This window comes from Rhizobium album, from assembly GCF_003122325.1.
In the GTDB taxonomy this organism is placed as follows: domain Bacteria; phylum Pseudomonadota; class Alphaproteobacteria; order Rhizobiales; family Rhizobiaceae; genus Metarhizobium; species Metarhizobium album.
This window is the reverse complement of sequence record NZ_QFBC01000001.1, coordinates 324,298-336,907: the sequence shown is the minus strand read 5'-3', so window position 1 is coordinate 336,907 and position 12,610 is coordinate 324,298. Positions and strand designations below refer to the sequence as shown.

Genomic DNA, 12,610 nt, shown 5'->3' with positions numbered 1-12,610 from the left:
GGCCCGTCTATTCCTCGACCGGGTCGGCGGCGGGTGCTTCCGCATCATCGCCAGACATGTCCGGCCGGGCGCGTCCCTTGAAATCCTTGGCCAGCAGGAACATCTCGACCGACTCCGCCCGGGAGGACGGCGGCTTGATGTGGATGACCTGGCGGAAATTCTGCTTCAGCAGGTTCAGCAGCTCGCGCTCCGTGCCGCCCTGAAACGTCTTGGCGAGGAAATGGCCGCCCTTGGCCAACACCTCGATAGCGAAATGCGCCGCGACCTCGCAGAGATGCATGGTGCGGATATGGTCGGTCTTCTGGTGGCCGGTGGTCGGCGCCGCCATGTCGGACAGCACGACGTCGGGCGCGCCGCCCAGCGCATCCATCAGCGCCTGGGGTGCGGCATCATCGAGAAAATCCATCTGCAGCAGGGCAACGCCCGGCAGAGGCGCCACTTCCAGGAAATCGATGGCCGCGACGCGGATATCCTCGTCGGTGGAGTCGGTCACCTTGGCGGCGATCTGCGACCAGCTGCCCGGAGCCGCCCCCAGGTCGATGATCCGGCGCGCGCCCTTGAGGATCTGGTGCTTTTCGTCGATCTCCAATAGCTTGAAAGCCGCGCGGGCGCGAAACCCTTCGAGTTGGGCGCGCTGCACGTAGGGATCGTTGATATGCCGCTCGATCCAGCGCCGCGACGACGCCTTGAGCTTGCCCTTCTTGACTTTTTGGCCGAGCTTGCGGCCGGTGCGATTTCCGCCGATCGGTGGCTTGGTCATCGGTTCCTCAACGTTCCCTGCCGCTGCGATGGCTGCGGCGCTGGCGGCCGCGGCGCCAGACGCCGTCATCCGCCATCATGTCAGTCAGCAGGCCTTCCCGCAAGCCGCGATCGGCGACGCGCATGCGCCGGGCCGGCCAGCGGCGACGGATGGCTTCGAGAATGGCGCAGCCGGCCAGCACCAGATCGGCGCGATCCGGCCCGATGCAGGGATTGGCGGCGCGGCCGGCGAAATCCCAGGACAACAGGCGCGCCTGCATTTCCGTCACTTCCGAATCCGACAGCCAGAGCCCGTCGACGCGGCGGCGGTCGTAACGCGGCAGGTCGAGATGCACGCCGGCCAGCGTCGTCACCGTACCGGAGGTGCCGATCAGGTAAAAATCGTCGAGCGGCATGGAGGCATCGAGCGCCGGGCAATCGAAACGGGCGAGCATGCCGTCGACCTCGTCGACCATGGCGGCAAACACCGTCGGCGAAACGTCGCGGCCGCCATGGCGCTCCGAGAGCGTGACGACGCCCACCGGCAGCGACGTCCAGTGGGTGATATGGTTGGCAAGACGGTTGGAGCGGTTTTCGCCGATGCGCAGCACCGCGATTTCCGACGAACCGCCGCCGATATCGAACAGCACGACGGAGCGGGCGTCGCGCCCCACCAGCGACGCGCAGCCGGAAACGGCAAGCCGCGCTTCCGTCTCGCGGTTGATGATTTCCAGCTGGAGGCCGGTTTCCGCCGTCACGCGTGCCAAAAACTCCTCGCCATTGGCGGCGGCGCGGCAGGCTTCCGTCGCGATCAGCCGCATGCGGCGGATCTCGCGGCTTCTCAGCTTGCCGGCGCAGATGCGCAACGCCTCGACGGCCCGCTCCATCGCCTCGTCGGACAGGCGCCCGCTGGCGCCGAGGCCTTCACCGAGCCGGACGATCCGCGAAAAGGCATCGACGACGCGGAATTGCCCCGGCCTCGTGGGCTGGGCGATCAGAAGACGGCAATTGTTGGTGCCGAGGTCGAGCGCCGCATACAGATCCTGCGGATAGCCGTCCGCCCCGCGATGGCCGGCGCGTTCGCCGCCATGCTCCCTGTCGGGACGCTGGCGGCCGGTCTCGCCGGTTTCGCCGTGGTCCGAACGCGGCATTCTGGCTTGAACCGACGGCGGAGCGGACACGGAGGGCAATTGCACCGGGGCGAGCGGTCGCGCCTGCGAGCCACGCCGGTTCTTGTTCTTGCGCTTGTTCTTCTTGGCCCGCGCCGGTGCTGGCGCCGCTGACGGCGTTGCCTCGTGAGCGGGCGAACTACCGGCGATCTGGGCGGGCGATGCAACGGATGCGGCCGCCTTGGTCAAACCATTGCCGCCGCGACGACGGCGTTTGCGCTTGCGGGATGGCTCTGAGGCATCGTTGTAAACAGGACGTCCAGCCACACCGGGAACACCGGCCTGGCTTGTATGGGCAGAATTCGCCGCGTCACGGGTTTCCCCGGTGCGCTTTGACTTGCCGCGACGGGAGGATTTCCCCCGCTTGCGGACTGCCGTCGACGCCCCGGCATCTTGCGACTCTGGGCCGCGATCGGGGTCTTTCACGTGTCTTATCCACCGCGCCGCGCAACGCCTGGGGCATGCAGCTGGCACTCGCTCGATTTTCGTTGGGGCTATGATACCAGCGGCAAGGGCTTTCGCCAAATTCTTTTTGCGCCGCCGCCATTGTCGCAGAGGACAACGGGAAAACAGGGCCTGACAAACACTGGCAAGCCTGGACGGAAAGGATGATTGTTATCGATCGGCAGTCAGCACATGGGCAAGGGAGACCAGTTGTTCCTTGTCCCGGACGCCTTTCTGCAGGGAATGCACGAGAATCACCGCCAAAGCTTCGGCATCCTGGCTATCCTTCTGGATGCCATGCTCGGCGCAAGCTTCGTCGAAAACATCTCGCAGCAAAGTCAGCTGATCGCTGTTGATCGGGGCTCGAGCATTGGGTGCGCGCATATAGTTTCCTCCAAAGCGCAATTTTTTCCCGACTCGGTAAATCATTTCCGGGATACGAATCTCTCGATGGCCCGTGATTGTACGTTAATTGAGGCACTATGCAAACTTTGTAGACATCCTGCACGAAAAGAAGCGCTCAATCCCCGGAAAACCTTCGTGAAAGTCGGAAATTCAGGAAGGAGGGACGTCCGGCAAGCGGCCCCGCCCTAAACGGCACGACGGTGGCAAGCTTCGTCGAAAAGGCTGCCGATCCGCCGGGCGACCCTGTCGATTTCATCCGGCCGCACGCGGGCGATGCCGAACAGCAGGCCCGGACGCGGCGGCCCGAGAAACAGGTCCGACATCGGCTTCAGGCCGTACCCCTCGGCATTGAGCAACCGCGCCACCGCCCGGTCGTCGATGCCGGGATCGCGGAACCAGGCCGCCAGTTGCAGCCCGCCGGAGCCGGAAGCGACCTGCAGCCAGGCGCCGCAATGGCGTTCGAGCGCCGCGACCGTCGCCGCCATCCGCTCGGCATAACGGACCGTCATCCGCCGTAGATAGGCCCGCAACCGCCCCTCGCGCATGAAATCGGCCAATGCCGCCTGGATATGGACCGGGACCGCCAGGCCACGCAGGCGCTGTTCGACGGCGACCTGCGGCAAGAGCCGCGGCGGCACGATGAGATAGGCGACGCGCAGGCCCGGAGCCAGGACCTTGGAAAACGTGCCGAGATAGGCCACCACCTCGCCACGATCGATGCCCTGCAGGGCGGCGATCGGCCGGGAACCGTACTGGAATTCGCTGTCGTAATCGTCCTCCAGCACCAGGACACCCTGCGACCGGGCGAAATCGAGCAGCGCCAGCCGCCGCTGCAGGCTCATGGTCACGCCCGTCGGATATTGATGCGAGGGCGTGACGTAGATCAACCGCGGCGCCGGCCCGCCGGCCTTGGCGAGATCGATGCCGGCCTCGTCGCAGGCGACGGGCACGAGCTGCGCGCCCGCCCGGCGCAACAGCCCCTGCGCGGCAGAATATCCCGGCTCCTCGATCCAGGCGACGGCCTCGCGGCCCCCTTGCGGCGGCAGGAGCAGGCGGCCGAGCAGATCGATGGCGGCGCGGGTGGAGGGCACGATCAGCACCTGCCCGGCCTTCGCCACCACGCCGCGCGTCACGGCGACATGATCGAGCACTGCCTGTCGCAGCATCGGCAGGCCGCAGACGTCGTCGTAACCGAGATCGTGCACCCGCAGGGCCCGTCCCCTGGCAGCCAGGCAACGCGCCCAGGCGGCATGAGGAAAATCCTCGACATCCGGCACGCCCGGCACCAGCATGCCGGAAGAAACCGGCTCCGGCGCAAACGACGATGCCGGCGGGCGGGCCGGTCCCCACCCCTCCAGCAAGGGCGGCGCAAGCCCGGCGACACGGGTCGCCGAGCCCGCCCGCCCCTCGACATACCCCTCCGCCTTCAGGCGATCGTAGGCGCCGACAACGGTGGAGCGACCGACGCCAAGCGCCGCGGCCAGGGCACGCGTTGCCGGCAGCGGCTGCCCCGCGGCAATGCCACCGGCAAGGATATGGTCGCGAAGGGCGCGATAAAGCTGCCCCTCCAGATCTCCCGCGGCGCGATCGAGGCTCAGCCATGTCGGATTGTCCAGGGCAGCCTCCTCAATTGGTTTGCCACAAATTGCAGAAGTGGATTTTTACACAAGACCATTTGCAAGGCAATTTCCCCGCATCGATCAAGAGGACTTTCCCATGGACCATGTTTCGGCCGAGGCCGGCGACTACCCCACCACCGAACGCAGCCGCGTGCGCCGGCGCCACGACCGCGGCAGCCATGGCCGCAGCGACGTCTATGCCGTGCTCGACGCCACGCCGCTCTGTCACGTCGGCTACACGATCAACGGCGCGCCCTACGTGACACCGACGCTGCACTGGCGGGAAGGCGACCGCGTCTACTGGCACGGGTCGGCCGCAAGCCGCTTCCTGCGGGCCTCCGATGCCATGCCGGTCTGCCTGACCTGCAGCATCATGGACGGCTATGTGCTGGCCCGATCGGCCTTCAACCATTCGATCAACTACCGTTCGGCCATGGTTTTCGGCACGGCGCGCACCGTCGAGGAGCCGGAGGAAAAGGCAGCGGCGCTGAAATATTTCACCGACAGCTTCTTTCCCGGCCGCTGGGACGATCTGAGGCCGATGACAACGCAGGAACTCAAGGCTACATCCGTGTTATGGATGGATATCGAGGAGGCGACGGCAAAGGTGCGCGACGCGCCGCCCGGCGACCCGGAGGAAGCGCATGTGCCGGTCTGGGCCGGCGTGCTGCCGGTCCGGCACGGACTGGCGGCGGCGGAACCGGCACCGGACCTGCCGGAAAGCATCGCTTTGCCCGCCGCCCTCGACGCCCTGATCCGCTCCGGCCGCCTGCGCTGAAACCAAGACTGGAACCTACGATGACCGACCAAAAGGACCTGACGACCTGGAAGGGCACGCCGCGCCCGGAACGCAAGGCGCTGGAGGGACATTATGCCCGCCTCGAACCGCTCGACCCCGGCCGGCACGGCGCCGACCTGCTGGCGTCTGCCCAGGCGCCTGGCGGCGACGAACGGTTCCGCTACCTCTTCGAAGAACCGCCGGCGGATCTTGCCGCCTTCACCCCCTGGCTGCAGAAAGCGGCGGCCAGCGAGGATCCGCTGTTCTTCGCCGTCATCGACAAGCGGACGGGCCGCGCCGAAGGCCGTCAGGCGCTGATGCGCATCGACACCGTCCACGGCGTGATCGAGATCGGCAACATTCTCTGGGGGCCGGCCATCGCCCGGACGCAGGTCGCCACAGAGGCACTCTACCTCTTTGCCCGGCATGTCTTCGACGACCTCGGCTATCGCCGTTTCGAATGGAAATGCAACGACCGCAACGAGCCCTCGAAGCGAGCCGCACTCCGCTTCGGCTTCACCTTCGAAGGCGTCTTCCGCCAGCACATGGTGACCAAGGGCGGCAACCGCGACACGGCCTGGTTCTCGATCATCGACAGCGAATGGCCGTCGCTGAAGACCGGTTACGAGGCCTGGCTCGATCCGGCGAATTTCGACGGCGAGGGACGACAGAGGAAGGCCTTGCGGTTTTGAAGGATGTGGCAGCTCCGCCCCTCAAGAGGAGGGAGTTTCGGGCCGAAGCAGTGCCGCTCGTCGGTGAGATGCTGATTGTTACTTTCCAAGACGGCTGATCGCTTCTTCCAGCGACCGCCCGCCACTGCCCGAACAAGCATTCCAAGGGGTCCGCCGCATCACACAAAAGGCCACCGCTCGGTTTTAGGAAAATTACAGAATTCTTGCGTCACCGATTTCACCCAGAGGGCCTCAATGAGGGCGCATGCAGCCCAAAACGTTCAGGGCTGCAAGCGACATTCGCTCGGCACGATGCACAAGTGCAAGATGCCTCAAGGAATCAAACAAATGGCGACGTGAACGAGTCTGCCAGCGGCACATGCGGTCTGATATTGCCCGTACTTGCCGCTGACGGGTTCGAAAGCCCCGGTATCAACCGGGGCTCAGGACGTCAGCAGGAGGCCCTAGAACAGCGCGGCCGTGTTTCTCAGCGTCACCCAGATCCCCCACAACAGCGGAATACCGACAACGGCCCAGGCGAGCACGGCCTTGGCGTCGAGGCCACCCTTTCCTATGCCGAAGGAGCCGGTCGGGCCGGCGCTTGCCGCTGCGGACTTGGCCTGCAGCGACGCGACTTCCTGATCGGACATGAACCATTTGTCGGAGAGCGGGCGCACCAGGAAGTTGGCGACGAGGCCTAGCGCCAGCATGCCGGCGAGAATGTACATCGTCCCGGTGTAGAGCGCCGGGCCCGGCTCCACGCCTGCGGCGATCTGCGCCTCGCGGATGTAGTTGACCACGACGGGACCGACGATACCGGCCGTTGCCCAGGCCGTCAGCAGACGCCCATGGATCGCCCCCACGAACTGTGTCCCGAATATGTCGGCGAGATAGGCGGGAATAGTGGCGAAGCCGCCGCCGTACATCGACAGGATGACGCCGAAGGCGAGCACGAAGAGCGCCTTGTTGCCCATGTCCGCCAGCGTCGGTGCCAAGGCGTAGAGCGCGATACCGAGGATGAAGAATGTATAGTAGGTATTCTTGCGGCCGATCTTGTCGGAGAGCGAGGCCCAGAAGAACCGCCCGCCGATATTGAACAGGGAGAGCAGTCCGGTAAAGCCGGCGGCGATGGCGGCGATGGCGGCCTTCTGGTCCGTATCCAGCTGGCTGAAGCCCAATTCCGGCTGGCCGAGCAGACGCCCGCCGAAGATCTCCTGCAGCATGGGCGAGGCCATGCCGATGACGCCGATGCCCGCCGATACGTTGAGGCAGAGAACCAGCCAGATCAGCCAGAACTGCGTCGTCTTGTGCGCGTCGCGCAGATGCACGTGTTTCGTGGTGATCATGGTCGACTTGGATGCCGGCGGCGTCCAGCCCTCGGGCCGCCAGCCGGCCGGTGGAATGCGGTAGCTGAATGCGCCGCCCATCATGAAGCAGAAATAGATCGCGGCCATGACGAGGAAAGTCTGCCAGACACCGGCTGTCGTGTCGGTCTTGAAAACATTCATGAGAATGTTGGCGAGCGGCGCACCGATCATCGCACCACCACCAAATCCCATGATCGCCATGCCGGTCGCCATGCCGCGCCGATCCGGAAACCATTTGATCAGCGTGGACACGGGCGAAATATAACCGAGCCCGAGACCGATCCCGCCGATGACACCGGCACCGATCCACATCAGCCAGAGCTGATGGGTGATGACACCGATGGCCGCCACCACGATGCCGCCGCACCAGCAGCAGGCGGAGACGAAGCCGGCTTTGCGCGGCCCGACACGCTCCAGCCAGCCGCCCCAGATGGCGGCCGAACAGCCGAGCAGCACAAAGAACAGCGTGTAGATCCAGCCGAGGTCGGCGACACGCCAGTTGCAGCTCGTGGTGAACAGTGCCGATACGAGATTGAGATCGGCGCAGGCTGCGTCGGCAGCGCCCGGGATGGCCTTGGACAGCGGCAGCCAGAACACACTGAAACCATAGGCCATGCCGATGCACAGATGGATGGCAAGCGCAGCCGGCGGGACAAGCCAGCGGTTGAAACCGGGCTTGGCGATGATGCGCTCCCGGTCGAGGATGCTGCCGGAATAGCCGCCGGCATAGGTGTCGGTCGATATGGTCATGTTTCTCCTCCGCAGCGCATCCGGGGATGCGCAGATGTCGCTATAGGGAGAGGAACGATTGTCCCATAGCCGGCGAAACGCCCGCACCCTCCATGCAGACGGCAGTTCGCCGGACCTCCCGGCAACACCACTGCAAGAGGCGTGCCAGATATAAATCATTTTGATTCAATGATTTAAAGATAGGGTGCCGCCGTTATACCGGACAATTTGTCCTTGCGACGGACAGTTTGTCCGCTCACTCGGCCTCGGGGAGCCAGACGACGAAGGTCGCGCCCTTGCCCGGGTGGCTGGTGACGGAGATGGCGCCACCCTGACGGGTGACCAGCGTCTGGCTGATGGAAAGGCCAAGGCCGGTCCCCTCCTGGCGCTTGGTGGTGAAGAACGGATCGAACACCTTCGCCGCCACGTCGGGATCCATGCCGACACCGCTGTCGCTGACGACGATTTCGACGCCGCGCCGTTCACCACGGTCACTGTCGCGTGTTTCGATGGCGAGCCTGCCGCCATCGGGCATGGCGTGGATGGCATTCACGACAAGGTTGACAATGACTTGCTGCAGTTCCGTGCGGTTCATCAGCACCAGGCGCTCGGCGGTGTTTTCCAGCTGTACCTCGATCGCGGCCCTGGCAAGAAGATGCTGGACGAGCGGCAGACAGTCGGCCACCGCCAATCCCGGTGCATGGCGGTCGATAAAGCCGGCGAATTCCTCCGGCTTTGCGAATTGGAGGAGCTTCGTGACGATCTGGCTGATGCGCTGGATCTGCTCGTCGAGAAGCTGAAACTCGACCCTTGCCTGCTCGGCGCGGTCGCCGACCACCGAACGGATGACTTCGAGATTGCCCTGCATCACGGCGATGGGATTGTTGATCTCATGCGCCACGCCAGCCGTGATCTCGCCGATGGCCGCAAGCTTCTCCGACATGATAAGCTGTTTCGTGGTGGCCTCCAGTTGCCGGTTGGCGAGCTTCAGTTCACGGGTACGTTCGTCGACGCGGGCATTCAGCTCCTCGTTCCAGCGCCGAAGCTGCCGGTCGCTTCGCTCCAGCTGGTCGAGCAGGATGTCGAGATGTGTCGCGACACGGCCGATCTCGTCCTGACTATCGACCGGGCCGGTGCGTGCGCCGAGGTTGCCGCTCTCGACCTTCGCGATCGTGGCGTCCATGCGCTCCAACGGCTTGAAGATACCGCGTGCCCAGCGCAGGAAAATGGGCACGCTCGCCGCCGTGATCGCCAGGAAGGCGAGCAGGATGGTCAGCACCGTCTGGCGCTTTGCTGCGGTGAACGGCGCTTCGAGAAAACCGACATAAAGCATGCCGACGCGTTTGCCGTGGCTGTCGGTGATCGGCTCGTAGGCGGAGATGTACCAATCGTTGACAACGAATGCGCTGTCGAGCCACGTCCGCCCATCGCCGAGCACGGCCGAACGCACCGCCGCGGAAACACGCGTGCCGAGCGCACGGCGTCCCTCGAAGAGGCGCACATTCGTGCTGATGCGCACGTCGTCGAGGAAAAGCGTCGCCGTGCCCTGGCTGCCCTCCGGCAAGCTTGCCTCACGATAGACGAGATCATTGATCGTATCGATGAAAACAAGGTTCTGGTTGAGCAGGATACCGCCCACTAGGACGGCCCCGCGCCCTTCCGCCAAGGTGACGGGCGTGGCGCTCTGCACCACCATGCCACGCGTTTCCTCCAGCCGTTCGGTCGGCACGGCGTTCGGGGTGGAGACGAGCGGCAGGCGCGCGCGGACGGCAAGATCGGCGGAGAGGTTCTCAAGGTCGGTGTTGTCGAATATGTCGATACCCGTCGACGGCCTGCCCGACAGCGCATCGCGGATGACGGGCCAGTCGGTCCGAAGGGAGCCTGCCGTCCGGTCGGTGACGGATGTGACGAGCACGCCGTTCAGATCGATCACATAGAGGAAATCGAGTTCCAGCCGCGCCCGCGCCTCCTTGAGCAGCGATTGAAGCCCGGCCACGTCATCGGCGGCCTCCTGGAAACGCACCGAGCCGCCAAGCGCGGTGACATGCTCGCCGGTGTTGTCGAGGATATGTGCAAGATACTGGTGGGCGATGGTCAGGTCGCCGTTCACCTTGGAAATCAGCGCCGCATCGAACTTTTCGTTCCAGCGATAGACCGTGACGCCGAGCAGCAGCGGCAGGATGACCAGCATGGGCAGCAGCGCGATGGCCAACAACCTGTAGCGTACGGAGCGCGCCGGCCGGATAGCGGATATGCGGTCAGCCATCCCAGGCGGCCAGTTTTCGGTCGATGGTCTTTCGCGAAAGGCCAAGCTGGCGCGCCGCGTCGTCGCGCTGGTTGTTGCAGGCGGCGAGCACGGCAAGGATGTGCCGGCGCTCGACATCGGCAAGCGATCCGCCGTCACCCATGCCTTCGCCTAGGGCCGGCGCCGTCGCGCCGGACCCGAAAGCCTCCGGGAAGCGGCCGAGGATCAACGTCCGTTCGATAAGATTGCGCAGTTCGCGTACATTGCCGGGCCAATCATAGGTCGCGAGCGCCCGGCGCGCCGCCGCATCGATCGGCACTTCCGGCATTGCGAGCTGCGCGGAGAGCTTCTTCATGAAAAGCATGGCAAGCTCCACGGAATCGCCGCCCCGCTCCTTCAGAGGCGGAAGGTGAATTTGCATGACGTTGATGCGGAAAAACAGATCGGCGCGGAAACGGCCGGCCTGGACTTCCTTCTCCAGTTCCGCGTTGGTGGCGAAGATGAAGCGCAGGTCGACCGGCACCTCGCGTTCGGAGCCGACAGGCCGCACCTTGCGGTCCTCGAGCACGCGCAACAGCTTGCTCTGCGTGGCCGGCGGCATCTCGCTGATCTCGTCGAGAAACAGCGTGCCGCCCTGCGCATGCAGGAACAAGCCTTCACGCGCCCGTTCGGCCCCGGTGAAGGCGCCTTTCAAATGACCGAACAGCTCGCTTTCGATCATGTCGGCCGGGATGGCCCCGCAATTGACCGGTACGAAAGGTTTTGCCGACCGATCGGAAAGGGTGTGCAGCGAGCGCGCCGCCACCTCCTTGCCCGTGCCGGATTGCCCGGTCAGCAACACCGACGTCGGCAGCGGCGCGACGCGGGCAATCGTCTCGCGCACTCCGGCGATGGCAGAGGATTCGCCAATCAGCCTGTCGCGCAACAGGATATGATCCGACGTCGCCTTCAGCTCATAGCGCAGCACGTAATTCTCACGCTGCAGGCGGCTGCGATCGAGACAGCGCGCCACGGCGTTGAGCAGCTGGTTGGAGCGGAAGGGCTTCAGGATGAAATCGACCGCGCCGGCGCGCAGCGCCTGGATCGCCGTTTCGAGATCGGCATAAGCGGTCATCAGGATGGCATCGGCGAAGAAACCGATCGCCCGCTGCTCGGCCAGCCATTCCACGCCGTTCTTCTTCGGCATGATATTGTCGAGAATGACCACGTCGAAATGATGCTGGTCGAGCTTCAGCGAGGCCTCGTTCGTATCGGCGGCAAGTTCCAGCCGCTTGCAACGCGGTCCAAGCGTCCGCATGAGAAAATTGCGCATCCCCGGTTCGTCATCGACGACCAGGATGGACGCTTGCGCCAGCCAGGGGCCGAACTCGGGATCGGCGGACGTGTCGCGCAAGACGCCCACGGTTTTTGTCGGCACCTGCGATCCTCCGATGGTTCAGTACCCAATGCCGGCACAATAAGAAGCCGCCGTGAAGAGCACAAGTCATCTCAACCCGGGGCAACGATTGCTTTTGTCCGGCGGCACAGAAGGCGGAAGGCAGGCTCATCCTCGAAAGTGCCACGTCGATGCCGGGAATGAGGCCGTCCCAGTCCTCGCTCGCCAGATTTGCCTTGAACGCCTCAACTAACCGCTCCATGCCTTCCACAAGGCCACTACGGTCGCCGCTACGTCCCTGATCGAATAGGTTCCGACCTTCCAGCAGCCAAGCGTCGATCTCGTGCTTGAGCATCACGATTGGACGTGGAGGTCCATCGCCTCCTTCCGTGGCCTTCTCAGGCTCGCCCATGCGGGTTGCCTCTGCCGGAAAGTCTGACCTCATCCAGGCTGCGATTGTTTTGTGATCGCGTCCCATCTCCTTGGCGATCTCCCGGTACGATTTGAACCCGTCCAAAGTTCTGTGACGGCCAGCTCTGACATAGGTTGCAAAGACCCTACGGCTTTCCTTGGATTTCAGTTGTAAACCGTGGGCGTTGTTGGCGATGGCCGCTTGGTAGCGAGCTTCGTCAGGTGAGAGCTTGACGATCATCGCTTGCACGGCATCGACTGGTTTGCCTCCTCGGTGCCTTGCTTCCGCTGCAAGCAGTTCGAGGGTGGTGAAGCGGTGATGCCCATCGATTACGAAAAGGTGCTGATCATCGGTTCCGACGAACGCCAGCAGCAATGGAGGAACCTCGCTGCCTGCACGATATGCCGAGCGGAGGCGATGCAGGTTGCCCTTGTCCATACGGTCACGAACTTGCATCGTTGGGTCGATTTGAATGTCTGAAAGCTCGACCTCGAACGGGCCAGTAGCTCGCCCGATTTCGACTTTGTCCATCCGTTTTCTGATGGTCTCGATCTTCATTCCATTTCCTTGCGGTTGTCGCATGCAGATGCGCTCCCCCGTGGTGGTCGGGAGAGTTGCTGCGGGGGTGGAGTGGTGGTTAGACGACGAGTAGTCGCGC

General features: G+C 64.3%; 10 protein-coding genes. 2 read left to right on the top strand and 8 right to left on the bottom strand.

The genetic code is table 11. The features are described from left to right. Positions 1-7 precede the first annotated feature (7 nt). From DEM27_RS01635 to pdxR, 4 genes are all read right to left on the bottom strand, one after another. Positions 8-760 (bottom strand): RlmE family RNA methyltransferase, encoded by a 753-nt coding sequence (locus DEM27_RS01635; RefSeq protein ID WP_109456904.1) that lies wholly within the window; start codon positions 758-760, stop codon positions 8-10. Between the two features lie 7 nt (positions 761-767). Continuing rightward, positions 768-2,333, bottom strand: coding sequence for a Ppx/GppA phosphatase family protein (locus DEM27_RS01630; protein ID WP_109456437.1), 1,566 nt, complete (start codon positions 2,331-2,333; stop codon positions 768-770). 189 nt (positions 2,334-2,522) lie between these two features. Continuing rightward, complete coding sequence (locus DEM27_RS01625) at positions 2,523-2,735, bottom strand: hypothetical protein (protein ID WP_109456436.1); 213 nt, start codon at positions 2,733-2,735, stop codon at positions 2,523-2,525. A gap of 206 nt (positions 2,736-2,941) precedes the next feature. After that, the gene (pdxR, locus tag DEM27_RS01620) at positions 2,942-4,327 is read right to left on the bottom strand and encodes a MocR-like pyridoxine biosynthesis transcription factor PdxR (RefSeq protein ID WP_245445648.1); all 1,386 of its coding nucleotides are present in this window, start codon (positions 4,325-4,327) and stop codon (positions 2,942-2,944) included. A gap of 145 nt (positions 4,328-4,472) precedes the next feature. Here pdxR and DEM27_RS01615 point away from each other — a divergent pair, with 145 nt between their 5' ends. Together DEM27_RS01615 and DEM27_RS01610 are read left to right on the top strand one after the other, a co-directional pair. Then, the gene (locus DEM27_RS01615) at positions 4,473-5,153 is read left to right on the top strand and encodes a pyridoxamine 5'-phosphate oxidase family protein (RefSeq protein WP_109456434.1); all 681 of its coding nucleotides are present in this window, start codon (positions 4,473-4,475) and stop codon (positions 5,151-5,153) included. 20 nt (positions 5,154-5,173) lie between these two features. Beyond that, positions 5,174-5,845, top strand: coding sequence for a GNAT family N-acetyltransferase (locus DEM27_RS01610; RefSeq protein WP_109456433.1), 672 nt, complete (start codon positions 5,174-5,176; stop codon positions 5,843-5,845). 443 nt (positions 5,846-6,288) lie between these two features. On the opposite strand, the gene DEM27_RS01605 is transcribed toward DEM27_RS01610, so the two are convergent. The 4 genes from DEM27_RS01605 to DEM27_RS01590 all read right to left on the bottom strand — a co-directional run bounded on the left by DEM27_RS01605 (position 6,289) and on the right by DEM27_RS01590 (position 12,510). Beyond that, positions 6,289-7,941: an OFA family MFS transporter gene (locus DEM27_RS01605; protein WP_109456432.1), complete on the bottom strand. Its 1,653-nt coding sequence runs from the start codon at positions 7,939-7,941 to the stop codon at positions 6,289-6,291. Positions 7,942-8,176: 235 nt separating this feature from the next. Continuing rightward, positions 8,177-10,186, bottom strand: coding sequence for a sensor histidine kinase (locus DEM27_RS01600; RefSeq protein ID WP_109456431.1), 2,010 nt, complete (start codon positions 10,184-10,186; stop codon positions 8,177-8,179). Continuing rightward, positions 10,179-11,582, bottom strand: coding sequence for a sigma-54-dependent transcriptional regulator (locus tag DEM27_RS01595; RefSeq protein WP_109456430.1), 1,404 nt, complete (start codon positions 11,580-11,582; stop codon positions 10,179-10,181). The genes DEM27_RS01600 and DEM27_RS01595 overlap by 8 nt, the downstream gene beginning before the upstream one ends. Continuing rightward, the gene (locus DEM27_RS01590; RefSeq protein WP_165823323.1) at positions 11,488-12,510 is read right to left on the bottom strand and encodes a ParB N-terminal domain-containing protein; all 1,023 of its coding nucleotides are present in this window, start codon (positions 12,508-12,510) and stop codon (positions 11,488-11,490) included. The genes DEM27_RS01595 and DEM27_RS01590 overlap by 95 nt, the downstream gene beginning before the upstream one ends. Positions 12,511-12,610: the final 100 nt, after the last annotated feature.

Excerpts from the sequence above, each read along its gene's own strand:
- DEM27_RS01625 (WP_109456436.1), bottom strand. The coding sequence starts at position 2,735 with ATGCGCGCACCCAATGCTCGAGCCCCGATCAACAGCGATCAGCTGACT.
- DEM27_RS01610 (WP_109456433.1), top strand. The coding sequence starts at position 5,174 with ATGACCGACCAAAAGGACCTGACGACCTGGAAGGGCACGCCGCGCCCG.
- DEM27_RS01635 (WP_109456904.1), bottom strand. The coding sequence starts at position 760 with ATGACCAAGCCACCGATCGGCGGAAATCGCACCGGCCGCAAGCTCGGC.
- DEM27_RS01615 (WP_109456434.1), top strand. The coding sequence starts at position 4,473 with ATGGACCATGTTTCGGCCGAGGCCGGCGACTACCCCACCACCGAACGC.
- DEM27_RS01605 (WP_109456432.1), bottom strand. The coding sequence starts at position 7,941 with ATGACCATATCGACCGACACCTATGCCGGCGGCTATTCCGGCAGCATC.
- DEM27_RS01590 (WP_165823323.1), bottom strand. The coding sequence starts at position 12,510 with ATGAAGATCGAGACCATCAGAAAACGGATGGACAAAGTCGAAATCGGG.
- DEM27_RS01600 (WP_109456431.1), bottom strand. The coding sequence starts at position 10,186 with ATGGCTGACCGCATATCCGCTATCCGGCCGGCGCGCTCCGTACGCTAC.